This window comes from Moraxella sp. CTOTU46934 (genome assembly GCF_031979465.1).
Taxonomy (GTDB): Bacteria; Pseudomonadota; Gammaproteobacteria; order Pseudomonadales; family Moraxellaceae; genus Faucicola; species Faucicola tetraodonis.
In genome coordinates this window covers 541,515-566,345 of record NZ_DALZEG010000001.1, presented here as the reverse complement: position 1 = coordinate 566,345, position 24,831 = coordinate 541,515, and the positions used below count along the sequence as shown (strand labels likewise).

At 44.2% G+C, this 24,831-nt stretch carries 19 protein-coding genes; 8 read left to right on the top strand and 11 right to left on the bottom strand.

Translation table 11 applies throughout. The features are described 5' to 3' along the window. Positions 1-52: 52 nt before the first annotated feature. Positions 53-1,087 (bottom strand): D-alanyl-D-alanine carboxypeptidase family protein, encoded by a 1,035-nt coding sequence (locus RTN07_RS02560; protein WP_312175381.1) that lies wholly within the window; start codon positions 1,085-1,087, stop codon positions 53-55. 355 nt (positions 1,088-1,442) lie between these two features. Further along, the gene (locus RTN07_RS02555) at positions 1,443-3,194 is read right to left on the bottom strand and encodes a glutamine--tRNA ligase/YqeY domain fusion protein (protein WP_312175379.1); all 1,752 of its coding nucleotides are present in this window, start codon (positions 3,192-3,194) and stop codon (positions 1,443-1,445) included. A 212-nt stretch (positions 3,195-3,406) separates the two neighbouring features. On the opposite strand from RTN07_RS02555, the gene RTN07_RS02550 reads away from it, so the two are divergent. Both RTN07_RS02550 and RTN07_RS02545 read left to right on the top strand, forming a co-directional pair. After that, positions 3,407-3,916, top strand: coding sequence for a peptidylprolyl isomerase (locus RTN07_RS02550; RefSeq protein WP_060994994.1), 510 nt, complete (start codon positions 3,407-3,409; stop codon positions 3,914-3,916). A gap of 9 nt (positions 3,917-3,925) precedes the next feature. Further along, positions 3,926-4,711 carry a UDP-2,3-diacylglucosamine diphosphatase gene (locus RTN07_RS02545; protein WP_312175377.1) on the top strand — a complete coding sequence of 262 codons (786 nt, stop codon included), beginning with the start codon at positions 3,926-3,928 and terminating at the stop codon, positions 4,709-4,711. Positions 4,712-4,734: 23 nt separating this feature from the next. Here the strand turns inward: RTN07_RS02545 and RTN07_RS02540 are convergent, their stop codons facing one another. From RTN07_RS02540 to RTN07_RS02525, 4 genes are all read right to left on the bottom strand, one after another. Then, positions 4,735-5,472: a phosphoribosyltransferase gene (locus RTN07_RS02540; RefSeq protein ID WP_083106203.1), complete on the bottom strand. Its 738-nt coding sequence runs from the start codon at positions 5,470-5,472 to the stop codon at positions 4,735-4,737. An 8-nt stretch (positions 5,473-5,480) separates the two neighbouring features. Further along, positions 5,481-7,478: a transketolase gene (gene tkt / locus RTN07_RS02535; protein ID WP_312175371.1), complete on the bottom strand. Its 1,998-nt coding sequence runs from the start codon at positions 7,476-7,478 to the stop codon at positions 5,481-5,483. 178 nt (positions 7,479-7,656) lie between these two features. Then, positions 7,657-8,355, bottom strand: a complete 699-nt coding sequence (gene murU, locus RTN07_RS02530; RefSeq protein ID WP_312175368.1) for an N-acetylmuramate alpha-1-phosphate uridylyltransferase MurU — start codon at positions 8,353-8,355, stop codon at positions 7,657-7,659. Positions 8,356-8,361: 6 nt separating this feature from the next. Then, positions 8,362-9,519: an aminoglycoside phosphotransferase family protein gene (locus RTN07_RS02525; protein WP_312175365.1), complete on the bottom strand. Its 1,158-nt coding sequence runs from the start codon at positions 9,517-9,519 to the stop codon at positions 8,362-8,364. Between the two features lie 165 nt (positions 9,520-9,684). Here RTN07_RS02525 and lptD point away from each other — a divergent pair, with 165 nt between their 5' ends. Beyond that, positions 9,685-12,669, top strand: coding sequence for an LPS assembly protein LptD (gene lptD / locus RTN07_RS02520; protein ID WP_312175363.1), 2,985 nt, complete (start codon positions 9,685-9,687; stop codon positions 12,667-12,669). Between the two features lie 253 nt (positions 12,670-12,922). Then, positions 12,923-14,575: a peptidylprolyl isomerase gene (locus RTN07_RS02515; protein WP_312175361.1), complete on the top strand. Its 1,653-nt coding sequence runs from the start codon at positions 12,923-12,925 to the stop codon at positions 14,573-14,575. A gap of 59 nt (positions 14,576-14,634) precedes the next feature. Here RTN07_RS02515 and pgeF read toward each other — a convergent pair whose 3' ends face one another. The 3 genes from pgeF to RTN07_RS02500 form a co-directional block, all read right to left on the bottom strand. Then, on the bottom strand, positions 14,635-15,525 hold the full coding sequence (gene pgeF / locus RTN07_RS02510; protein WP_312175359.1) for a peptidoglycan editing factor PgeF: 891 nt from the start codon (positions 15,523-15,525) through the stop codon (positions 14,635-14,637). Between the two features lie 67 nt (positions 15,526-15,592). After that, a complete protein-coding gene (gene prpF, locus RTN07_RS02505; RefSeq protein ID WP_312175357.1) occupies positions 15,593-16,774 on the bottom strand; it encodes a 2-methylaconitate cis-trans isomerase PrpF in 1,182 nt (393 codons plus the stop codon). A 141-nt stretch (positions 16,775-16,915) separates the two neighbouring features. Continuing rightward, positions 16,916-17,953: a hypothetical protein gene (locus RTN07_RS02500; RefSeq protein WP_312175355.1), complete on the bottom strand. Its 1,038-nt coding sequence runs from the start codon at positions 17,951-17,953 to the stop codon at positions 16,916-16,918. A gap of 147 nt (positions 17,954-18,100) precedes the next feature. Between RTN07_RS02500 and RTN07_RS02495 the strand changes: the two genes are divergently transcribed. Further along, on the top strand, positions 18,101-18,958 hold the full coding sequence (locus RTN07_RS02495) for a glycerophosphodiester phosphodiesterase (RefSeq protein WP_312175352.1): 858 nt from the start codon (positions 18,101-18,103) through the stop codon (positions 18,956-18,958). A 35-nt stretch (positions 18,959-18,993) separates the two neighbouring features. After that, on the top strand, positions 18,994-19,449 hold the full coding sequence (locus RTN07_RS02490; protein WP_312175349.1) for a DIP1984 family protein: 456 nt from the start codon (positions 18,994-18,996) through the stop codon (positions 19,447-19,449). Positions 19,450-19,662: 213 nt separating this feature from the next. On the opposite strand, the gene RTN07_RS02485 is transcribed toward RTN07_RS02490, so the two are convergent. Next, complete coding sequence (locus RTN07_RS02485) at positions 19,663-20,385, bottom strand: ribonuclease HII (RefSeq protein ID WP_312175347.1); 723 nt, start codon at positions 20,383-20,385, stop codon at positions 19,663-19,665. 68 nt (positions 20,386-20,453) lie between these two features. On the opposite strand from RTN07_RS02485, the gene purD reads away from it, so the two are divergent. Together purD and RTN07_RS02475 are read left to right on the top strand one after the other, a co-directional pair. After that, on the top strand, positions 20,454-21,758 hold the full coding sequence (purD, locus tag RTN07_RS02480; protein ID WP_312175346.1) for a phosphoribosylamine--glycine ligase: 1,305 nt from the start codon (positions 20,454-20,456) through the stop codon (positions 21,756-21,758). A 174-nt stretch (positions 21,759-21,932) separates the two neighbouring features. After that, positions 21,933-23,348, top strand: a complete 1,416-nt coding sequence (locus RTN07_RS02475) for an ABC1 kinase family protein (RefSeq protein ID WP_312175344.1) — start codon at positions 21,933-21,935, stop codon at positions 23,346-23,348. Positions 23,349-23,407: 59 nt separating this feature from the next. Here RTN07_RS02475 and lpxB read toward each other — a convergent pair whose 3' ends face one another. Then, on the bottom strand, positions 23,408-24,796 hold the full coding sequence (gene lpxB, locus RTN07_RS02470) for a lipid-A-disaccharide synthase (protein ID WP_312175343.1): 1,389 nt from the start codon (positions 24,794-24,796) through the stop codon (positions 23,408-23,410). Between the last annotated feature and the right edge of the window lie 35 nt (positions 24,797-24,831).

The following is a 24,831-nucleotide window of genomic DNA, read 5'->3' as shown; positions in this document are numbered from 1 at the left end:
TCGCTCTAGCCTTTGCTTATCATTGGCTGAAGCTTTGAATGTTCAACAGAACCTAGGTGAATCGGCGCATGCTTAAATTAGCAATAATATTTTCTGCATCGTTCCAACGGGTTTTTGAGTCATTGGCGCCCAATAACACTACGATGGCTGGACGATTACCGACATTGGTTTCAAACAAAACACAGTTGCCGGCTTCACGAATATACCCTGTTTTTGATAGGCCAATATTGTATAGACCATCGCGTACCATGTAATTGGTACTGCGCGCCGCAACCGTGCGGTAACCTGAATTGATATTATTTACCCCAAATTGGCGGCTAGGCGTGGTACTAAACTGGCTAATTAAATTATGCTTATAAGCATAGCGCGCCAAAATTGCCAAATCACGCGGTGATGCCACATTCCGAGAATCCAAACCCGATGGGTCATAATAACGGGTTTGCGTCATCCCCAATTCACGCGCTTTTTGGTTCATACGGCTGATAAAATTGTCATAGCCCATAGGGTCAGTACGTGCTAATGCTTTAGCCGCGGGATTCTCTGATTTCATCATCATCATCAGTAGCATTTCAGCACGATTAAGCTGATCGCCAACTTTTAGACGGTCACTGCCCGATTGTTTTGGGGTTTTGAAATCTAATGGACTAATCGTCAATGTTTCGCTCATATTAGCGCCTGATTCCGCCACTACCACAGCCGTCATCAATTTACTGATTGACGCAATCGGACGGGCGATATCAGCATTTTTTTCATAAATGGTATTGCCCGTTAACGCATCCACTACCAAAGCGCCTTTAGAATTGGCAAAATAGCTGCCCGAAGCCCGCGTGGTGTCTTGAGACCAAGCAGGATTGTAGCCATCATCCTCACTGTATGCATTGTTATAGTTATTATAATTGCTACTATTAAAACTTGTCGTCTGTGGCGTGCTGTTATACATGATGGCACGGGCTTTATCTAAGCTACCCTGCCCACCCCAACTAACCTTAGCTTGGCTACCTGTCTGCATATTTAATTCAGCATTACTTTGTACGCCAACCAGTGCAAGCACAGCACCTAACAACGTTTTCTTTAACAATGTTTTCATTTCAACACTCTCAATCAAATCATGGTTAACTTGCTGTTGGATAAAGCATACAGTTACCAAAACTACCAATATATTTACGAAAAACAGATGAACAACAATACCTTAAGCCCAATAGCCATTAAAATCAAGCCATTAAAAGTTACAAAATCTAACAAGAATAACGGATTGATTACGCAAGACTGACTTAAATTTACGATGAGTAGTTTAGCACAGTACATATGTTACGCATGTAAAAAAATAACAAAACCGTTTAGCTAATACAATAATAAAACCTTAAGTAACAATAGGTTAAGATATCCTTTTACAAAAAAGCCGACATATTGCTATGCCAGCTAATCTATAAGTTAAAGATAATTTATGGTTTGAAACTATCTTTTAAAGTCACAATACGGTTAAACACTAAATGCTCTGGTGAATAATCTTTACTATCTGCCACAAAAAACCCTTCGCGTTCAAATTGGAACCGCTCGCCTGCATTGACTTGTGATAAAGAAGGCTCGACAATGGCATCTACTTCACGTAGCGAATTGGGATTAATCTCTGCGGCTAAATTATTGATGTCAATTTTGGCAGGGTCTTCTTGGGTAAACAGCTGCTCATACAGACGTACCTTCGCGGGTACACCTAGACTGGCTGAAACCCAATGTATCACACCTTTAACCTTACGTCCTTCTGGATTGTTGCCCAACGTTTTTGGGTCAATAGTCGCTGTTAACCCCACCACTTCACCAGTGTCATCGGTGATGTGCTCCTCAATCTTTAACACATAACTATTGCGTAAGCGGATTTCTGGGTTTTGCGGTGACAAACGTTTATAGCCCTCAGGCGGTGTGATTTCAAAATCCCCTTTATCAATATAAATTTCTTTGGTAAAGGGAATGTCACGCATACCTTGGCTGTCATCATGGCTATTTTTAGGCTGGGTCAACCATAAAACACCATTGTCGAGTTTAGTTTTTACACTGTCTTTTTTGAGTGTTTCAACATTAGCAACCGCTTCATCAAAATTGGTAATCGTCACTTTTAGTGGGCTTAGTACCGCCATGGCACGATTCACATGCTCTAATGAGTTACGGATACTAAACTCGAGTAAGCCAAAATCCACCACACCATCTGACTTGCTGACGCCTACACGGTCACAAAAGTCGCGTAACCCTTCAGGGGTATAACCACGGCGGCGCATACCGGCAATGGTCGGCATACGCGGATCGTCCCAACCGCTCACCAATTCATCTTCGACCAGTTTTTTGAGTTTGCGTTTACTGGTCAAAATATGGTTTACGTTTAGGCGGGCAAATTCATATTGGTGTGGTTCTTTGTCAAATCCCACTTTATCTACCACCCAATCATAAAACGGACGGTGGTCTTCAAATTCTAGGGTGCAAATCGAATGCGTAATACCTTCGATGGCATCTGACAACGGGTGAGCATAATCGTACATGGGATAAATGCACCAATCATCGCCTGTTTGGTGATGCGCTTGGCGCATAACACGATATAAAATCGGATCGCGCATATTCATATTGGGGCTTGCCATGTCGATTTTGGCACGAAGCACCGCTTCACCGTTGCCATATTTGCCAAGTTTCATATCGTCAAAGCGTTGCAAATTCTCTTCAACACTGGCGTCACGGTATGGTGAATTTTTACCTGCTTGACCAAAATTGCCGCGGTTTTCACGAATATCTTCAGGACTTTGTAAATCAACATAGGCATCACCTTGTTTGATTAATTTTACCGCCCAATCATACAATTGAGCAAAATAACTAGACGCATAGCGCGCCTCGCCTGCCCAATCAAACCCGAGCCATTTGACATCATCTTTGATATTATCTACAAACTCCTGATCTTCAGCATCAGGATTGGTATCGTCAAACCGTAGGTTACATAGCCCTGCAAACTCCTTGGCCAGCCCAAAGTTGAGACAAATAGATTTGACATGACCCAAATGTAAGTAGCCATTGGGCTCAGGTGGAAAACGGGTCACAATCTGGCTATATTTTTGCGAAGCAAGGTCATCGCGTACGATCGCACGGATAAAGTCATTTTTTTCACTATTGGTTGCTGTCTCGTCGGTTTTTGTATTTTTGTCGGTCGTCGCCGTCATTTGGTTGCCCCTTACCTATTACAAAAATGGTGAACTAATCTGCCATTCTAGCAGTTTTTTGACATTGAAAAAACTTAAATGAATTTAATTGAAACATTTAATTTTGCCAACTTTGCAAACTAAATACTGACTTTTTGATTGAAAATCGCTAGGATAGCCACAACAATTGCAAGACACGTTTTTTTAACCATAAAAACCATTAGGAGCTCACAATGGATATGCCATACGTAGAATTAGAAACCACCATGGGTAACATCGTTATCGAACTCAATCAAGAAAAAGCCCCCAATACCGTGGCAAACTTCTTAGAATACGTCAAATCAGGTCATTATGATGGCACGATTTTTCACCGCGTCATTGACGGTTTTATGATTCAAGGTGGCGGTATGGACGCCAACATGACAGAAAAATCTACCAATGCCCCCATCCAAAACGAAGCAGATAATGGCTTAAAAAATGAAGTCGGCACGATTGCGATGGCACGTACTTCTGACCCACATTCAGCGACTGCGCAATTTTTTATCAATGTAAAAGACAATAGCTTCCTAAACTTCTCGGGCAAAAACCCACAAGGCTGGGGTTATGCGGTGTTTGGTAAAGTGACTGAAGGCATGGACATTGTCAATAAAATCAAAGGTGTACCGACTGGTAAATACGGTTTCCACGCTGATGTACCAACCACGCCTGTGGTGATCACCCATGCAAAAGTAATTGAGAAATAATTTTTTTGTATGCAAAGTTTTGCAGATTTGGTCATCGATAATCCCTCTGCCATTGCGCAGGTTCTTATCAGTGACTTACATTTGAGCATGAATGAGCCTGCCACTAATCCTTTAGGGCAGGCTTTTTTAGATTTTTTAGATAAATTGGCTCTATTGCCCAACTTAACACAGTTTTTTATTTTGGGTGATTGGTTTGAAGCTTGGCTAGGGGATGATGTTGCCGATACAGACACATTAACTGATGCGCTTCAGCCGATTATAGCAAAGCTCAAAACATTATCTGATAAAAACTGCCAGATTTTTGTCATGCATGGTAATCGGGATTTTTTGCTTGGGCAGCAATTTTGCGACAAATTTGGCGGGCAATTGATTTTTGAGCCGTTTTATTTGACATTAAATGGCAAAAAAGTTCGCCTAGAACATGGCGATGCGCTGTGCACCGATGATAAAGGTTACCAACGCTTTCGCAAAATCATCCAACATCCTATCACTAAAAAAATTTTGCTCGCGCTACCCATCAAAAAACGCCAACAAATCGCGCAAGATTTACGCCAAAAAAGCAAAACTGATAATGCCAAAAAATCCCTGCAAATCATGGATGTCAATGAACAAGCCGTCAGACAAGCCTTGCAAAAAGCCGATATACTGATTCATGGGCATACTCACCGCCCTGCTGTTCATCAAATTGGCGATAAGAAACGGTTGGTGCTCGGCGATTGGCGGATTAGAGATAATCAGGTACTTGCTGAAATTTGTCTTATTGATGAAACCTCGATTATCTTATTACCACTTTAGTCATCTTTAAAATTTTTTGACTATTAATAGAGGCTCTTTTGAAGTCCTGCTTCAATGAGTCTATTTCTGATTTCGTCAAGTGATTTTGGTTTTTTGAAATGCCCGAGTTCACCGCTTGTGAGGTATTCGAGAGGAAAGTGAAATTCATTTTGCCACCATTGAGCTAAATCAGGATGTTTAAGCTGAATTAATTGTATCATTTTTTGGGTTGGAACAATATCAAAAAAAGGTAATTGATAGCCAGTTAATACAACTGCTTGAATTACCTTACCGCCCATTGTTTCTATATAGCCTTTAAGTCCTGCTAATGTACCACCCATCGCCACTGTATCATCAACGATTAAGTATTCTCGACCACGTTCAACTTCGCCAGTAAAAATAGCTTGTCTGACGATTCGCTCATAAGCACTAGCCTTAGTATGGTTCGCTTTTACAGCTTGTACGATGTCAAAGGTGATGGGCAGATTTAACTCATTGGCAAGAATTTGACCAAATACCATTGGAAGTCTATTATTTCCCAAAAATTCTATCGCTAATACAGGAGCGATAATAGGAGATTTTCCTTGTAAGCAATGCTTGATACTTGCTATATCCTTTTGTGTCATCAATTGAGTTAAGAGTTTAATAGCGGATAATTCATTACCCGATTTAGCTTGTATATACAGGTCTTCATCGAGGTTTTTCAATGTATTTAAAGCATATAACACCAAAATGGGTGGAAAATCCACCCAAGTTGTTCTTTTAGCATATATACTATCCATGATATTGCTTAAACAACCGCTTTCACGGCTTGAATGACCGCATCAGTGGTGATGTTAAAGTATGGGAACAAGTCTTTGGCAGGGGCAGACTCACCAAAGGTCGTCATACCCACGACTTTACCATCAAGCCCTACAAACTTGTACCAATAATCGATATGGCTGGCTTCAACCGCCACACGCGCACGCACTTGCGGTGGCAACACGCTGTCACGGTAATTGATTTCTTGTTTGGCAAACACTTCAGCACAGGGCATTGATACAACGCGCACGCCCAAACCTTCGGCAGTCAACTCAGTGTAAGCATTCATTGCAAGCTCAATCTCTGAACCTGTGGCGATGATGATGGCACGTAGCTCGCCTTGTTCTTTGGCTAGCACATAACCACCTTTGGCAATATTGGCTACTTGCTCGATATCTCGCGCTTGGTGCGGTAGGTTTTGACGGCTAAAAATCAGCGCAGATGGCGTTGATTTTGCTTTCAACGCTTCTACCCATGCCACAGCTGACTCGACCGTATCACATGGTCGCCAAGTATGTAGATTTGGGGTGGCACGCAGACTTGATAACTGCTCGACAGGTTGGTGAGTAGGTCCATCTTCACCCAGACCGATTGAGTCGTGCGTATAGACATTAATGACGCGTTGTTTCATCAAGGCGGACATACGCACTGCATTGCGCGCATATTCCATAAACATCAAGAACGTTGCCACATAGGGAATAAAGCCGCCGTATAAGGCAATACCATTGGCAATCGCCGTCATACCAAATTCACGCACACCGTAATGAATATAGTTACCTGCCGCGTTATCTTCGAGCGCTTTGGCATTTTTAAACCAAGTTAAATTTGACCCTGCCAAATCAGCGGAACCGCCAAGCAGCTCTGGCAATAATGGCTGCAAGGCATTGATTGAATTTTGGCTGGCTTTACGCGTTGCAATGTTTTCTGGGTTATCTTGACACGCCTTGATAAATTCTTGGGCTTGTGTCTCAAAATTTGCTGGCAAGTCACCATTCACACGGCGAAGCAATTCACTGGCAAGCTCTGGGTAAGCGTCTTTATAAGCATCAAACTCACTTTCCCATGATTGCTGTAGCGCTTGACCTTTAACTGTGCAATCCCACCCTTCATAAATATCGTCTGGCAGTTCAAAGGCTTCATGATCCCACTTGAGGGCTTGACGGGTAAGCAAGATTTCATCCGCGCCAAGGGGTGCACCATGTGAATCTTCTTTGCCTTGCTTGTTGGGTGAACCTGCGCCAATCACGGTTTTACAAATGATGAGTGAGGGTTTATTTTTTTCAGCTATAGCATTTTGGGTCGCTTGGGTAATGGCATCGGTATCGTGACCGTCAACTTTTTGCACTTGCCAGCCATAGGCTTCAAAACGTTTTTGGGTGTCATCTGAGAACCAGCCTTCGACGTCACCATCAATCGAAATACCATTGTCATCATAGTAGACAACCAATTTGCCCAGCTGCAGCGTACCGGCTAATGAGCAAACTTCATGGCTAATACCTTCCATCAAACAGCCATCACCTAAAAAGCAATAGGTTTGGTGGTCGATGACTTGGTGACCATCTCGGTTAAATTGCGCGGCTAGGGTTTTTTCTGCAATCGCAAAACCTACGGCGTTGGCAATCCCTTGACCCAACGGACCTGTGGTAGTTTCCACACCTGCGGTATAGCCATATTCAGGGTGACCGGGGGTTTTAGAGTGCAATTGGCGGAAATTTTTGATATCCTCAATGCTAACGTCATACCCTGTCAAGTGCAGCAAAGCGTACTGCAACATTGAGCCATGACCATTTGAAAGGACAAAACGGTCGCGATTTAGCCAATTTGGGTCGGTTGGATTGTGCTTTAAAAACTTACGCCATAACACTTCAGCGATATCTGCCATGCCCATCGGCGCGCCTGGATGTCCAGAATTGGCTTTTTGCACCGCTTCAAAAGCTAGGGTACGGATGGCGTTGGCAAGACGACGTTCAGAAATTGGGGTGGTCATTGGCTTTCCTATATTACAGAATTAATTGCAGAATTAAATTTTGTCGTATGTAACATGCTAAAAATAAAACTGTGACAAATTTTATCACAGTTTTGGGTCATTTTTTTAGCTTTAACCGTTTAGTTTGCTCGGCTTTCAAATAAAAGCAAAATGGCAAAAGATGAAATTTTCTGCCAAATTACTTTTTAGCCGACAATTTTTGGTTCAAATTTTCTAAACGCTCAAGCGTGCCTACATCGACCCACGCATCGCTCAGCAAATCCCCCATGACCAAACCGGCTTGCATGGCTTGTTTGAGTAGTGGCGCAAGCGGCGCAGTTTCACCTACCTTGACCGTATCCAATAATCTTGGTGACATCACACTAATCCCTGCAAAAGTATATTTTGGCGTGCCTTCTACCTTGACCTTGCCATTTTCTAAGGCAAAATCGCCAGTTGGGTTGTGCGTCGCTTGGTCGGTGAGTAGCAAATAAGCCTGCGAATCGTTTAGCTTAAGATGGCTTAGTTGAGCAAAATCAAAAGGCGTCCACACATCCCCATTGACCAAGATAAATGGCTGGTCTTTTAATTTACCAGTAGCCAAAGCCAGCTTGATACCGCCTGCTGTCTCAAGCGGTTCTTCTGGCTCAATCGACCAATGAATGGTGACACCGTATTGACTGCCATCGCCGATTGCATTTAGCAGTTTGTCCGCAAGCCATGATACATTGATGGTGATATCGGTGATACCCGCTTGTTTGAGTGCTTTGATATGCCATACGATAAGCGGCTGCCCACCGACTTCGACAAGCGGTTTTGGCGTGGTCAAGGTTAAAGGGCGCAGCCGAGTGCCTTTACCCGCGGATAAAATCATGGCTTGGGTGATGGTGGTTGACATGGGGTTTTATCCTTGGATTTTTTGATGAAAAGCAGGTTCAACAACGGCGGTCATCCAATCAGCAAACTTATCAAAAGTAGGACGCTCATCCCTTTGGGTGATAGCTTTTAGACAAGTTAATAAATCATTGAAAACTTTAGGCAAATTTGTCAAATAACGGTCTTTGCCATCTCGCTCAAACAAACGTACAAAAATTCCCAATACCTTAAGATGGCGCTGCATACTCATGATATTAAAATCCACGGTAAACTCTGCCAAGCTTTTGTCAATTTGCGCCAATTGGTGATAATGAGCCAGATGCGTGTTGACCCATGTTTCATCATAATTGATATAGGCATCTCGCAGTAAAGACGCCAAATCATAGGTATAGGCACCGATGACAGCATCTTGAAAATCAATCACGCCCAACTCATCGCTGTGATTTAATACCATCAAATTACGGCTGTGAAAATCACGGTGCACCACCACTTGAGGCTGCGCGATGACTTGCTGGATAATATTAGACTGCAAATCTTGCCACAGCGCCTCTAAGTCTGGGGGCATCGTCACGCCGATATAGGGTAAAAACCACTCGCTAAACAAGCCCATTTCTCGGCGCAGCAAGGCATCATCGTAACTTGGGATAACGGCTTTGGCGTCATTGACGTCAATCTTTTGAATCGCCAAAATTTCCTGCATTGCCTGCTGATAATAGCGCGCAGTTTTTGCCAGCTCGCCTGCATCCGTTAAATCCTTGGCAATGACATCGGCAAAATCCGTGTTTCCCAAATCCTCAAGGACGATAAAACCTTGCTGTTCATCCGTGGCAATCATTTTTGGCACATGCACATGCCCTGCCATTAAGTTGTCCACGGCGATAAATTCTTTCACCGATTCTTTTTCTGGTGGCGCATCCATCACGATATAGTGTTGATTGTCGACGGTTAAGCGATGATAGCTGCGAAAGCTGGCATCACCAGGTATTTTTTCATGCTGCAATGACCGATTTGGAAAAACTTCGGTCAACCAAGTGTGCAGCTGTTGTTCCCGTGGCTGTTGTTCTCGTGACTGTTGCTTAAGTGGCTGTTGTTCAAGTGATTGTTGTTCACATGGCTCGGTATTTGATGGCGAAGCTGTGCTATCAGAAGGGTCTTGGTTGGCAAGTTGTGCGGCAGGATGGTTCATAAGGTGGGCTTACTCAATAAAAATAAGTTATGCTACCGAAAATCTGCGTATCTCTCAAGTGGCGTCTATTATGTTTGCAATTTTAAACATCTTTTGCAATAGTATATTGATGACGCTAGTGATATGATGTGAAGGTTTTTATATTGCGTCTTTGGTAAATGTCTAATGAAAAAATCTGTGAAATTGTCGCCTATTTCGTCAACTTCTAATCGTTTAACTTCACATTCGTCTTTGCCAACCCAGCCTACATGCTTGCATCAATCATTACACCAAATTTATCGACACACCAACGTTTTAGCGATGACGCTTGGGGCAATGTTTACTACTTTGTATTCAACCTCAGCGCTTGCGGTGTTGCCGACAGCCGCCGTTACGGAATCGACTGATACAGCGGCAGCACAAAGCACAGCAGCTAAAAACATTGAGTCACAAAGTATTGAGGCACAAACCACTGAATCACAGAGTATTGAAAAACAAAACCTTGATACCTCAGCTGCAAAGCCCGATACCGATAGTAGTATCGCCACCACAGCAGACAGCACCACTACTGTCGATGTAACCACCAATCAAGGTATCACGCCGATTAGCGCGCCTCAAATCAAACCAAACTCTGCGCGTACTCGTCCCAACTTTACCCCAAATCAACAGCAGCAAGCCAGTCTAGAAAAGCTCAAAACCTTTTATCAACCCAAAACCCCGCAAACCACGGACGATACTAACGCCACGGTTGCTAATTCAAATCCTAATCCAAATTTGCTGAACCCGCTCGCGCCTGATAGTCAACAGTTAGGTGCTCAAGCAAATACGCAATCAAAAGCAGCCACCCGAAAAGACGCCATGTGTCATGGCAACTGGGTATATCCCACTTCCACCATCTATCAACAACAGGCATTAGCAGCAGCTGCTACCGACCAACCCAATAGCAGCTTCCCAATTTATGCCTCGGCTGACTATGGCTATTATGACAATGAAAACTACGCTGAATTGTCGGGCGATGTGCAAATCAACCAAGGTCGTCAGCAAATCTCTGCCGATAAAGTGGTCGTTAACGTGCAAGATGGCATTGCAGCCGCTCAAGGTAATGTCTTGTTGGTCGATGCCGCGCAAAGTCTCCAATCGACAGACGGCAACCCACGTGTAAGCCTTAAAGATAGCCCAAAAGGGGGGCTGATTACCGTTGCTGATGAACTGGCGTACCAAACGGATAGCAGCAAAGCAACCGCCAAAGATGTGGCGTTTGCCAGCGTACCGCTACAAGCATATGGTTATGCCAAACGGCTTAATAAGGTCGATGAAAGCCGCGTTGAAATTGACGATGTCATGTTTACCACCTGCGCGCCTGACAATCCGACATGGCAAATCAATGCCAAAAACATCGATATCAATACCGACACGGGCCGCGGTGAAGCCTATAATGCCACGTTAAAAGTCAAAAATACCCCAGTATTGTACCTGCCGTATTTTAACTTTCCGATTGACGATCGCCGCACCAGTGGTTTTTTGTTACCACGCGGCGGCTTTAGTACGGAAGGGAGTTTTAATGTACAGTTACCTTATTACTTTAATCTAGCGCCAAATTACGATGCCACTGTCACGCCGACCATTTTTACGGACCGCAATCCGATGTTGACAGGTGAGTTTCGCTATCTGACAGAAAAATTGGGTTATGGTAGTGTGTTAGGCTCTTATCTACCAAACGACAAACAATATAATGATGAAGACCGTACCCGCTTTTATTATAATCATCATTGGCAGTCAAAAGATATCCCTAACCTATCCATTGACGCGCTATACCAGTATGTCTCAGATCCTAAATTCTTAAACGATTTTGAGACCTTGGGTGATGAAACCGTTCAATTAAATTTACCGCGCCGCATTCAAGCCAATTATTACAATGACTATTTGACTGCCCTTGCCAAGATTGAGACCTTTCAAACACTGGATCGAAATTTAACCGATTCAGACAAAATCTTGGATAAAGACAAACCGTATGACCGTCTGCCGCAGTTATCGGTCAAATATCGTGTGCCTTGGGTGACCCAATTTGATTTGACGGGTATCAGCGATTTTGCCTATTTTAAACGCCCAATCAATGATGGCTCTGCGCCTGAGCAAAGCGGTGGCAGACTGTATAACAAACTCACTGCCGCCTATCCAATGACGCGAACTTGGGGATACGTGACCCCATCAGTGAGTTTACAGCACCTTTATACCCAATTTGACCAAGAATCAGCTGATGCCAATGGACTGGATGAAAATAGCAAAAGCCAATCTATTTTTGTACCGCAGTTTAGTATTGACAGTGGCTTAAATTTCTTTAAAACAGGCACCCCATTTGGTAAATTTGATGACTCCTTGGGCGGCTATCAGTTATTAAGCCCGCGCCTAAAATATGTGTACTCGCCCTATAAAGACCAGACTGACGTACCCAACTTTAATACCCGTTTGGCATCGCTCAATTTTTCGCAATTGTATGAAGATTCATGGTTTTTGGGATATGATCGTCTGCCCGACAACAATCATCTAACCCCATCATTAAATTATCGCTATATTGATGGCAATGGTTTGACTCGCTTGGATGCTAGCGTGGGTAAACAAATTTATTTGAGTGATATTCGGGTACATCTTGACAATACCGATGATGGGTTAAAAATTGACAATACCGGTACCGTCTTTGAGGTAAGCACCCAACCGCGTCAAGATTTTTGGGTAGATTTAGATGGCTCGGTTGATGACAACGCTGATTTAAACTATATCAACACCCAATTTCGTTATGCGCCAACTTTCAATAGCCTTTATAACTTAGGTTATATCAAACGCAATGAGAGTAGATTTGGACAAAAAGCCCTCTCTGCTTTCACAGGCTCTACTGTTTTACCTATTAATGATAATTGGCAGTTTTTAGGGGCTGTGCAATACGACAATGAGAAAAGTCGTTTTAGTGATGTGTTAGCGGGCTTTACTTATGATAGCTGTTGTTACGGCTTATCGATTTATGCTCGCCGTTATTATGATGAATTAAGTGATAAAGACAGTGCTGACCACGCCATCATGGCAGAAATTAGCTTAAATGGGTTATCCAACAAAGGTGACGGTCGACTGGCTAGCTTGATGCGTAATCGGGTATTGGGTTATGACCCTAAATACTAAACGCCTTTTACGCAAAAAACTGGCTAAAACTTGACATTTTTTAGGATTTATTATGATACAGACATACGCTAGCAAATATTATTGTATAAAATGACCCAAACTTTATAACATCACTTAGCAATATCATTTAGCAACATCTAAGCCACTTGGTCAAAGACCCGTCATTTGAGCTAAATGGTTTTGCCACGATTTTTGAGTGATCAAATTTACTTTTTTTATTTTTTGGTTTTTATTTTTTTTAAGGATACATGCCATGAACCATGCTGTCATGCATAATTTACCCAATTTTCACCGTAACGCCCTATCTGCTCTCACTAGCGCTTTGATATATGGCACCCTATTGGTCATGCCAACATTGAGCGCGCAAGCCGTGACTGCAACAGCGGTAACCGCTAAAACCAACACAACCAGCAGCAAAACGACGGTGGAATCTAGTAAAAAATCTAGTACAAAACCTGCGACACAAACCACAAGCAAATCAACCAAAGCTGTGACAGCAAACAAAACCACCAACGCTGCCAAATCAGTCAAAGCTGACACCAAAGCCAGCGGCTCAAAACCTACCACTCAAAAAACTGCAAAAGCTGTCTCTCAAACTGCGCCCATAGCACCAGAGGTCGCCAACTCATCAGCCAAGCCAGCGCCTGTCGTCACTAGCAGCTCACAAGATCAGGTTATTGATGGCGTGATTGCTATTGTCAACGATACCCCTATTTTACGCAGCCAGTTAGATCGCGCGGTTGCTCAAGCTTCTGCACAGCTTCAAGCGCAAAACAAACCTGTACCACCCGCACAGCAACTTTATCCGCAAGTATTGGATCAGCTAATTACTAAGCAAATTCAGCTTGATTTAATCAAACGCCAAGGACTGCAGGCTGAAGAGAATGCAGTGAATGCTGCGTTGACCAATTTGGCACAACAAAATGGGGTCGCAAGCCTTGCTGAATTCCAGCAAAAACTTGACGCCCAGCGCGCAGGTAGTTACCAAGCATTGCGTCAAAAAGTCAGTGAAGACTTGGCGATACAAACCTTGCAGCAGCAGCAACTTGCCAGCCGTATCAAAATCTCAGATCAAGATATTAACAACTTCTTAAAATCACCAGAGAGCAACGCTTTAGAAAAATCACAATATCGCACCTTACATATTCGCGTGCCTTTTGTAGCCGATGCCGCAGGTAAAACCAGCGACAAACAAAAAAAACAAGCGCTGACCGTAGCCACCCAAATTGCCAAAAACTTGCAAGCTGAGAATGCCAATATTGAGCAAATCATGACTGACGCGCAAGCCAACTATAACGCGCAAATTCAAGGGGGCGATATGGGCTACCACGTCGCGGCAGAGTTACCGACAGAACTGTCAAAAAACATCACCGCCCTTGAAGTCGGGCAAGTCACCAACCCCATTGCCACGGCAGAAGGTTATAACGTGATTAAATTGGTCGATAAACGCGGCGGTCAACAAAAAATCATCGATCAATGGCATACCCGCCATATTTTAATCAGCCCATCGACTGCCCTGCCCGCTGACATGGCGAAACAGCAGATCGACACTATCTATGAAAAACTGCGTCAAGGTGCGGACTTCGCTACTTTAGCGAGCACCTATTCAAAAGACCCGGGAAGCGCCAGTAACGGTGGCGATTTGGGCTGGGTCAGTGAAGGTGATATGGTACCAAGCTTTGAAGCAATGATGAAAAAAACGTCGGTAAATGACTATTCTGTGCCCTTTCAATCACAATTTGGCTGGCATATTCTTAAAGTCGATGAAAAACGCCAAAAAGACGTGAGTGATGTCTATCGTAAAAACATGGCGCGCGAAATCCTATACCAACGTATGGCACCACAAGCGCTAGACGATTGGATGCAGGAATTAAGAGCCCAAGCTTACGTTAAAATTATGCAATAATTTAGCTTGCATAAAAAAGGCAGTATGATTGATTAACACACTGCCTTTTTTTATGAGAATTAATCCATGAAGATCAGCGTTGCCATTCTACCTGTTGCAGGTAGTTGATGCTGGGTTTGCCGACGATACGAATAAAATCGTGCATCACCATGGCTATCTAAACCACTTTTATGCACCTGATGAATGCCACAAGCCTTGAGCTGTAATTCTGCTATTGCAGGCAAATCGGCAAAATAATGACCGACCTTATCAGCATTTGGCTGAAACAACTGAGTAGCGACAACCTCAGATACGTTTAACACTGATAACACCGCATCTTTGACACGTCTGTCCACTTCATAGCTTGATTGTGCGATGCTAGCGCCTATCCAAGCGTGCCACCCACGAGTGACCTTCTGCATTTCGGCAGTCGCATTGTCCCCCGCTGCAAAATCAAACTGGTGTACCATTTTTTGCACTGTTTTTGCAATAATATTTTTACTAAGACCTTGCCAGCCAGCGTGAATCGCGGCAATCAGCTTGTTATCATCTGCTGCATCGGTCGCTATCATGACAGGTACACAATCTGCTGTCATAATCGCTAAGGCAACATTAGGCAAACGCGTGATATGCGCATCAGCAGATATCGCTGCTGTGCCAATTTTATCGGTAACCTGATAAACGTCATTACCATGGATTTGATTAAGCCAATGAATGCTGTTTAATGTGGGATGATATTGTTGCAAGGATTGCAGTAAGTGCGCACGATTTTTATGCACCTGCATGCTATCATCCCCTACATGCAAGCCTAGATTAAATTGACCATATATAGCATTCAAACTAGACTGCCCCACTGCATCATTGTTTGACTTGGTTGGCATAGACTCACAGCCAGATAGGGTTTGAACCACGGTTACCCCTTGGCTAGGTGCGTGCGTCAGTTCAATCCAGTGTGAGTGCTTATCTGTCATTATTGGGCTCTTAGGTATTGGGGACTTAGGTATTAGGCTATAAGTTGGCTTGTGAATGATTTGTCGATTAAAACGCATCGCCCGGCACATACACCTCACCCACCATTAGACGGCGCGCTGAACGGCTCATAGACACTTTTTTGGCTTGCCATTTGCCATCCACTTGCGAGGACTCACCCCCGACCAGTAGCGTGCCTGATGGGTGACCAAAGCGTACTTCAGACAACGCTTTGCCACCGGCCGCTTGGTTGACTAGCGTACCTTTAATGGTCGCTGCGGTGCCAATCGCAACCGAGGCTGTACCCATCATGGCATGGTGCAGTTGACCCATGCTCATCGCGCGTGCAAGCAAATCAATATCGCCTGCCTTGACTGCTTTGCCACTAGAGGCGGTATAATCAGCGGGTGGCGCAACCCAAGCAATTTTTGGGGTATGCTGACGGGTTTGAGCTTCTGTTAACGCTGCAATTAGTCCCATTTTAACTGCGCCATGGGCACGGATTTTTTCAAGCTTCGCCAAAATTTCTTGGTTACTGTTGATGTCTTTTTGCAGCTCAGCGCCCGTAAAACCTAAGTCTTTGGCATTTAAAAAAATCGTTGGGATACCTGCATTGATCATCGTGACGTCAAATTCACCGATTTCAGGTACATCCAGTTTGTCAATCAAGTTGCCCGTCGGGAACATATCGCCATCGCTATCCACAGGGTCGATAAATTCAATTTTGACTTCGGCTGCTGGGAAAGTCACACCATCTAGCTCAAAATCGCCCGTTTCTTGCACCTGACCATCAGTCATGGGTACATGCGCGATGATGGTTTTGCTAATATTCTGCTGCCAAATTCGGACTTCACAAATGCCATTTTGGGGCACTTTACTGGCATCCACCAACCCATTGGCAATCGCAAATGAACCGACCGCAGCGGTTAAGTTTCCACAGTTACCTGACCAATCAATCATCGCTTTGTCAATGGCGACCTGACCGAATAAATAATTCACATCATGATTGGCAACGTCTGTTTTTGACAAAATTACCACTTTGGAGGTTGATGATGAGCCATTTCCCAAACCGTCAATTTGCTTACCATACGGATCTGGACTACCCACCACCCGCAGTAAAAAACTATCTCGGGCTTGCCCTGGGGTTTGGCAGCGTTCAGGTAAGTCATCAAGCTTGAAAAAAGTACCTTTTGACGTACCACCGCGCATATAGGTAGCTTTAACAGCGATTTGTGGGGCAAAATGGGCCATGTTCATATCCTTATGGTGGCAGGCAGAGAATTGACGCATCAATTTGTTTTATGTTTAGTCACATTACTACATCAAAACATGCTAAAACAAATTGATGACTGGGTGATATACGTTAAACACATCATCTAACAGTGGTTTACGTTAGTATTGCTCGTTTTTTTCTTCAATGGTTAATTTGACATTGGTGTCGGTTGGGACTTTTTCATGCGATACTGACTTGGTCGATTTGTCTGTACTTGTGCTAGCCGCTGACTTAGTAGCGGTTGATTTGGTATCAGCATTTGCGGTGGTTGACTCAGATTTTTTATCCGATATTTTATCTGCGCTATCTGATGCTGTGTTTTTCTTGTCTGATGTGGTGGTCACGTCAGTCTTGGTTTTTTCGCTGTCGTTTTTTTCACTGTCTGTTTTTGGTTCTTCTGTGGTTTGTTTCTTGACAGGTTTGGTCGTTGAATTTTGGCTGTTGTTGGCAGCGACACTGGGTTTGCTAGTCACTGTTGGTACAACGGGTATGGCGCCTGCCGAAGAACCGGCTAAGGGCGTATTAGATGGCTGGGTCAGCGTTTGCGCTAATGCCGAATTTGCCATAATCTCACCGACTAGCCCAATCACATCGTCGCCTGTGGTGCTATTGACTTGGTAATTGGCGCCACTGGCTGATAGACCAAACCCAACATTGTTTGCCACTAAAGTGCTATTTTGCAGTTGATAACCACGCGACGTGATTTGCTCGGCGGCGACTGGCATTTTTAGACGGGTATAAATTTTATCGGCGTTATCGAGCTGCGCTTGGGGCATATTAAACGACACCGTCGCTTGGCATTTACCATTGCTACCATTCACGCTTTCTAGATTGATTGCTACTTGCGACAAGCCATTTTGCAAGATAGACATATCAACAATCGTACCTGCTTGCTGCTGAATGATGTCAGACTGCTTTTTGGCTTGCTGGTCGATGCGATTGACAAGATAACTGTGAATGGCACTGGTTGCCTTCTCATTGTTACAGGCAATATCAGACGTTTCAATTGTCTTTTGCTCACTGCTTGCAGCACTGCCAGTTTGCTCGTCTTTTTGCTCATTGCGACTACATCCCACGACGGTTAAGGCAAAACACGCCAATAATAACGGCGTACGCATTTTTTTTGACAACGTATTTTGTGGGAAAATCATAGACATAAGGCACCTTCACGCAGAATTTATTACCATGCCATTATAAAGCAAAGTTTTGCAAATTGGGTAGTTGTTCACTATTATTTATAATAAAATTTAGTTGTAATAATTTTTAGTAGTCATAAAATTTTATTGTCTATTGCGAGCCATGGTATGCGCCATCCAAATCAAACCTATTATTTACTCGGTCATCGTGCGGCTCGGGCTGAACGGCTAGAAAACTGTCAAGACGGATTTGTCTACGTGCAGCAATTACAAAAACATGGTAAGCAGCTTGATGGGGTGGAATTTGATGTCCAAATGACCGCCGATGGCAAATTTGTGGTGGTCCATGATGAAACCTTAAATCGGCTTGCAAGACAACAATCGTGGATTGCTGATAAAACATGGGCTGAATTAGACGCCATTGTGCAATCGGACTATGGGCGGTTTTCCCAACGTTTTGAACTAGGGTTTTTAAAACATCACGTATTGTTGCTAGACGATTTACCACCCTATCTGCAACACTTTTGCCATATTGAACTGGAAATCAAAACCCATGCCAAAACCCAGCCAGCCTTGTTGGTTAAAAATCTGCTTAGGCTATTATCACAAGAAATATGGCAAGCTTTACCCATCACTTTGACCAGTTTTGATACCGATATTTTGTACCAAATTCAAAACCAACAGCAATCACTATCACTTAAGCTTCATACAGGCTTATTGCTGGAGCCCAAAACCACGATGGCAAGCCAAATTGCTTTTTTACCGACGCCTGATGCAGCGGGTAAAAATTTAATATTACAAACCTTTAATCGCGCTTGTGCCTTAGGCTGTAGCCAAGTGGGCATTTATTATCCGCTTATCACCCCGACCCTGTTGGAAATTGCCAAAATTTATGGCTTAACAGTCAGCGCTTGGACGGTAAATGAGGTTGAGGTGGCGAAACGCTTGATTGAGATGGGCGTCGATTGTGTGATTACAGATTATCCTACCCAATTTTTAACCCAATTATATGAGTTTAACGTTTAAATTGACCCACTAAATTGACCAATAGGGAGATAACCATGAAACTTGCAGAAGCTTTGTTACGGCGTGCCGATATGCAAAAAAAGCTCGCCAGCTTGAAATCGCGCATTGCTGAAAACGTCAAAGTCCAAGACGGCGATACCCCAAGTGAAAACCCGAATGAACTGTTGCTGCAAGCCAATCAAATCATGAGCGAGCTGTATGCGTTAATCGACCATATTCATCGCACCAATGCCATCGCTGTCATGCCCGATGGTGCAACCATGCTCAGCACTTTAGTCAAGCGTGATGAACTTGCCGAACGCCATCGCCTGCTGCAAACCGCGATTGATAATGCTAAGACGGAAGGCGATCGTTATAGCTACCGAGAAATCAAATGGCAAAAAGTCATTGAACCGGTCAGACTGCAAAAACAAGCAGATGACATAGCGGTGAAACTTAGAAACTTAAATATCCAATTGCAAGCCGCTAATTGGCAGATTGATTTAGTATAAGCTAGTTTGAAAAAAGTCTACAATTTGCTATGATGGATTTGAACATACAGGGCGACTATCAGACCTTGTTTGGCGCGCTGTCCACCGAGAGGTTGAAAACAAATCGGGCACAGCTTGCAGGTCTGCGAGCAAGACCATCCTTTTACTCGTCATGCTCAGCACACCTTACTGGTTAAACTCGCTCACAAGGCGACTTTAGACCTGCACTCATTACTACCGGATATTGACTGTATGTTCACCTTTTTTGTCTAAAATCCTTTGTTTGATGGGGGCAAAACTTTTACGGTGCATGGGCAAAATACCGTAATGCTCTATCGCTTGGATATGGGCGGCGGTGGGATAGCCTTTGTGCTGCTCAATGCCATAATCAGGATATAACTTTGACAACGCCACCATATCTCGGTCACGCGTCACTTTGGCAATCACGCTGGCGCCACTGATACACGCATGTTTGCCGTCCCCTTTTACAATCGCTTGCTCATGGGTAATTTGCTGATAATTGGGCAAGTCAAACAACACGGGCAGTTTATTGCCATCCACCATGACGCTAAAGGTTGCCGTTGGGTATTGCGCTAACATTTGCGCCATCACGCCTGCTACCGCTTGTTTCATCCCTAGTAATGTCGCTTGTAAGATGTTGAGCTGGTCTATTAAGCTGGCAGAAATTTTGACAACCTGATGCGCGCTTGCCGTTTGTTCAATCAAGGAAAATAACGCTTCTCGTTTTTTCTCTGACAGTTTTTTGGAGTCAGTTAGCGCGCTTAGCGGATGATTGTGGCTAATACTCACACTATCAGCGGTGGGTAAATCAGTGCTTAGACTATCTTCTTTGATAGATAAAATTGCTTTATCGAAGATGAGCGCACAAACCACCACATCGCCCAATAACGGCCCTCGCCCGACCTCATCCACGCCAATAATAAAATGCTTTGTCATTTAATTTAGATCCCAAAATTTGTTACAATGGCTGCTATACGGCTATTTTACATTTTTAAGGAAACAATATGAATATTTTAGTAATTGGCACAGGTGGACGTGAGCACGCATTGGCATGGCAATGCGCCAAAGATAGCAAAGTGAGCACAGTTTTTGTTGCCAACGGCAACGCGGGCACAGCGCTTGAACACAAACTACAAAATGTCGATTTAAACGTCAAAGACCATGCGGCGGTGATTCAATTTTGCCAAGACAATGACATTGCCTTTGTGCTGGTTGGTCCTGAAGCACCACTTGTGGCAGGTATAGTCGATGACTTAACAAAAGCAGGTATCAAAGCTTGGGGACCCACGGCGTATTGCGCACAGCTTGAAGGGTCAAAGGCCTTTGCCAAAGATTTTATGATAAAATACCATATCCCTACCGCCAAATATCAAACTTTTAGCGATGCCGAGCAAGCGATTGCGTATGTGAAAGCCGAAGGCGCGCCGATTGTCATCAAAGCCGATGGTTTAGCCGCAGGTAAAGGCGTGATTGTGGCGATGAGCGAACAAGAAGCCATTGACGCTATCAATGATATGTTATCGGGCAACAAATTTGGTGATGCGGGCAGCCGTGTGGTGATTGAGCAGTTCTTGCAAGGCGAAGAAGCCAGCTTCATCTGTATGATAGATGGCAACAATATTTTACCGATGGCAACCAGCCAAGATCACAAACGTATTGGCGAAGGTGATACCGGTCTTAATACAGGCGGTATGGGTGCTTACTCACCTGCCCCCGTGGTGACACAGCAAGTACATGACAAGGTGATTGACCGTGTGATTCAGCCAGTGGTCGATGCCATGAACGCCAATGGCACGCCTTATACAGGATTTTTGTACGCAGGCTTGATGATTGATGACCACAATGACCCCTATGTGATTGAATTTAACTGCCGTTTTGGTGACCCAGAAACACAGCCCATTATGATGCGCCTAAAAGGCTCAATGGTTGACTTGATAACATCAGGGTTGGATGGCAATCTTCCCAAACAAACCGAGTGGGATGAGCGTCCTGCCTTGGGTGTGGTACTGGCTAGCAAAGGCTATCCAGAAAGCACGAGCAACGGCGATGTCATCCATGGGTTACCAACGCTTGAGTCTCAGTATGGGCAAACGGATATGGATGTCAAAGTTTTCCACGCAGGTACCAAAGCCTTTGACAATGGTGAAATTATCACCAATGGCGGTCGTGTGGTTTGCGTGACGGCGCTCGGTGACGATATTTTGGATGCCCAAACCAAAGCCTTAGCAGTTTGTGGCGCTATTAGCTTCGATGGTATGCAATATCGCCGTGATATCGGTTGGCGCGCTATTCAATCTAGCGCCGAATAACCAGTAACCAATGATATGGCATTTAGACATCTAGCCACTGTCCTTACGCCAAGTGGTTACGCTAAGTGTTAATCGGCTTTATTAAAAATCGGTAACAACAATCAAAGCAAATCATGTGTTAAAATGATTTGCTTTTTATTTGGCTTTTTCTTTCAAAAACATTAGGCACCCTGTATGGCAAATCCGCAAAATTACGATAACCAACCGCTTGAACAGCTCAAAACCTCGGCGCTTGACCGACGGTTATCGATTGCCAAAGCATCGCTCAATATCGGCAGACGATGGGCGACCAATAGTGCCTTTGGATTATTTAAGTCAAAAGAAGAAAAAGCGGTACAAAAACAAGCTTTTATGCGCGAGCAAGCCCAGTATTTGGTGGATGAGCTGGGTAAACTCAAAGGCTCGGTGGTCAAAATTGGTCAAATGTTAGCCCTGTACGGGGAGCATTTTTTGCCCCCCGAAATCACAGAAGCTTTACAAACCTTGAACAGCCAGACGACTGCTTTTTCATGGTCAATTATCGAATCAGCGCTACGAACGGAATTGGGCGATAAAATCCATGAATTTGATATCGACCATACCCCCATTGGCACCGCCTCACTTTCGCAAGTACATAGAGCAGTTCATAAAGCCACGGGCGAACAAGTGGTGTTTAAGGTGCAATATCCCAATATCGCTGATGCCGTAGACAGTGACTTGGATTTGTTTCGCCAACTGCTTAGAGTCACCAATGTTGTCCCACAAACCCGTCAACTCGATGATTGGTTTGAAGAAATCCGTGACCTGCTGCATCATGAAGTCAACTACCTCCTCGAAGCAGATACCACTGAGCTATTTTTTCAGCGTTTTGTTGGGGATCGTCGCTATGTGGTGCCGCGCATCCTCAAAGCTTATAGCACCGATCGGCTGCTATGTATGACCTATGAAGATGGCGTGTCGATTTTGGATGAGCAAGTATTTGCGCTGCCACAAGAAAGACGTAATGCGATTGGGCAGGCGTCGATTGAAATTATGCTGCGTGAGATTTTTGAATGGGGGGATATGCAGACCGACCCCAATTTTGGCAACTATCTGATTCGCCTTGCACAAAAGCCTGATACACAGCTTGACCAATTGGTGTTATTGGATTTTGGCGCGATTCGTCAGTTTGATGACAATCTGCTACTCATCGCCCGTAATTTGCTGTTGGCAGGGGTTTTTCACGACCGTAGCAAAATGCGCCAAGCGATTGATCAAGCAGGCAAGCATTTTGAATTCTTTGCTAATCTTAGCGATTCGGTAAAAAATGATATGGTAGAGCTATGTTTGCTTGCCAGTGAACCCTTTAGTTTGCCAAGTCGTAATCCGACGATTCCACCGAATGTACTGGATGTACATGGCAATTATATTTGGGCACAAAGTGATTTACATAACCGCGTCATTAAGCTTGCCAGTAAATCAGCGACCTCAAAATCCTTTAGCGTGCCGCCTAAAGAGCTGATGTTTATTAGCCGTAAATTCATTGGCGCTTATACCTTTATGACGGTGCTTGATGCCAGAACCAAAGCCCATGATTTGATTGCAAAATTCACCTCAGAAGATTGGACGTAAATTTGCCGTCAATATCACCACGCCCAACTTGATAAAGCGTCAAATTTCGTATGGGATTTTTACTGTTTTTTCCACGTCAGCCAATTATCAATCACCGCATTGGCGGGATTGATGTTGCTTTGCTCACGCAGCCATTCTGACGTTTGCCGCAAATCTCGCAGCTGTTCGTTATAATTTTTAACTTTTAATGATTGCTGTACCACACGGCAAATATTGTCTGGGTTGGCGTCTTCTTGTAGCAATTCTGGTACGATTTCTCGACCTGCCAAAATATTAGGCAGTGCCACATACGGCACTTTGACCAGCCGTTTTGCCAGCCAAAAGGTCATTTTATTGAGTGAATATACCACTACCATCGGTTTACCCAGTAGCATGGCTTCAAGCGTGGCGGTACCCGATGCGAGCAGCACTAAGTCTGACGCCGCCATCACCCGTTGGCTAAAATCCGCTTGTGTTTCATCACAGCTCACTGTGACATGATGGCGCACCTGCGCTGATTGGGCTTCTAGATATTGCTCTACGATAGTCAGTAGATGCTCGTTGACCGTTGGTACGATAAAGCATAGCTTATCATCCATAATCAACAGTTGATGAATCGCTTTAAGCATTTTTGGAAAAATCGCATCGATTTCACTGCGTCTTGAGCCTGGCATCACTGCAATGAGATGGCTCATTTCCATCTCGCCCATTTTAACAAAAAACTGATGATAGGTGGGATTATCCCAAATCAACTCACGGCGCAGCTTGTCCATGGGCGTTGTAAGTAAATTGTCATCAATGGTCTTGAGGAGTGAATGCCCGACACACACGGCGGGATGATTATGTTTTTGGTACACAGACAACTCAAACGGAAACAAACACAGCACCAAATTGGTGGCTCGTTTGATTTTCTCAATTCGCCCTTCCCGCCATGCCCATATCGATGGGCTGACATATTGCACACAATAAATACCGGCTGATTTTAACCGCTCCCCCAATCGTAAATTAAAATCAGGCGCATCAATGCCGACAAAAATATCGATGGCGTTTTGTTTAAACGCCGCCAAAATCTCATCGCGTGCTTTAAATAAATCTGGCAAATGCTTAACCACTTCCACCAAGCCCATCACCGACAAACGAGACATCTCAATCACTGAGTTAAGCCCCTGCGCTTGCATCTGTGCACCACCCACGCCCACCCACACAATGTCATCACGCAAATTATTCATCTGGCGCATGAAGTCTGCACCCAGCGCATCGCCTGAGACCTCGCCTGCTACGATACCAATGACAATCGGCTGAAATTTATTTTTAGCAACGTTTTGCGGCAAGTTCTCTCCACTTAGGTTAGAAAAGCTCGCTTCACTGACGTTAGAAAAGCTGGCTGCGCTTGGGTTAGCAATATCGGTTGAGAGTGTGGCATTTGCAGCAAGGTCTGAAGTGGTTTGTGCAGGGGCGTTAGCGTACATGAGAATAAACAGCCTTGTTTGGTTATCATTTTGAA

Excerpts from the sequence above, each read along its gene's own strand:
- RTN07_RS02560 (WP_312175381.1), bottom strand. The coding sequence starts at position 1,087 with ATGAAAACATTGTTAAAGAAAACGTTGTTAGGTGCTGTGCTTGCACTG.
- RTN07_RS02550 (WP_060994994.1), top strand. The coding sequence starts at position 3,407 with ATGGATATGCCATACGTAGAATTAGAAACCACCATGGGTAACATCGTT.
- RTN07_RS02555 (WP_312175379.1), bottom strand. The coding sequence starts at position 3,194 with ATGACGGCGACGACCGACAAAAATACAAAAACCGACGAGACAGCAACC.
- tkt (WP_312175371.1), bottom strand. The coding sequence starts at position 7,478 with ATGACCACCCCAATTTCTGAACGTCGTCTTGCCAACGCCATCCGTACC.
- prpF (WP_312175357.1), bottom strand. The coding sequence starts at position 16,774 with ATGGCCCATTTTGCCCCACAAATCGCTGTTAAAGCTACCTATATGCGC.
- murU (WP_312175368.1), bottom strand. The coding sequence starts at position 8,355 with ATGTCAACCACCATCACCCAAGCCATGATTTTATCCGCGGGTAAAGGC.
- RTN07_RS02545 (WP_312175377.1), top strand. The coding sequence starts at position 3,926 with ATGCAAAGTTTTGCAGATTTGGTCATCGATAATCCCTCTGCCATTGCG.
- lptD (WP_312175363.1), top strand. The coding sequence starts at position 9,685 with ATGAAAAAATCTGTGAAATTGTCGCCTATTTCGTCAACTTCTAATCGT.
- RTN07_RS02500 (WP_312175355.1), bottom strand. The coding sequence starts at position 17,953 with ATGTCTATGATTTTCCCACAAAATACGTTGTCAAAAAAAATGCGTACG.
- RTN07_RS02490 (WP_312175349.1), top strand. The coding sequence starts at position 18,994 with ATGAAACTTGCAGAAGCTTTGTTACGGCGTGCCGATATGCAAAAAAAG.
- pgeF (WP_312175359.1), bottom strand. The coding sequence starts at position 15,525 with ATGACAGATAAGCACTCACACTGGATTGAACTGACGCACGCACCTAGC.
- RTN07_RS02495 (WP_312175352.1), top strand. The coding sequence starts at position 18,101 with ATGCGCCATCCAAATCAAACCTATTATTTACTCGGTCATCGTGCGGCT.
- lpxB (WP_312175343.1), bottom strand. The coding sequence starts at position 24,796 with ATGTACGCTAACGCCCCTGCACAAACCACTTCAGACCTTGCTGCAAAT.
- RTN07_RS02475 (WP_312175344.1), top strand. The coding sequence starts at position 21,933 with ATGGCAAATCCGCAAAATTACGATAACCAACCGCTTGAACAGCTCAAA.
- purD (WP_312175346.1), top strand. The coding sequence starts at position 20,454 with ATGAATATTTTAGTAATTGGCACAGGTGGACGTGAGCACGCATTGGCA.
- RTN07_RS02525 (WP_312175365.1), bottom strand. The coding sequence starts at position 9,519 with ATGAACCATCCTGCCGCACAACTTGCCAACCAAGACCCTTCTGATAGC.
- RTN07_RS02540 (WP_083106203.1), bottom strand. The coding sequence starts at position 5,472 with ATGGATAGTATATATGCTAAAAGAACAACTTGGGTGGATTTTCCACCC.
- RTN07_RS02515 (WP_312175361.1), top strand. The coding sequence starts at position 12,923 with ATGAACCATGCTGTCATGCATAATTTACCCAATTTTCACCGTAACGCC.
- RTN07_RS02485 (WP_312175347.1), bottom strand. The coding sequence starts at position 20,385 with ATGACAAAGCATTTTATTATTGGCGTGGATGAGGTCGGGCGAGGGCCG.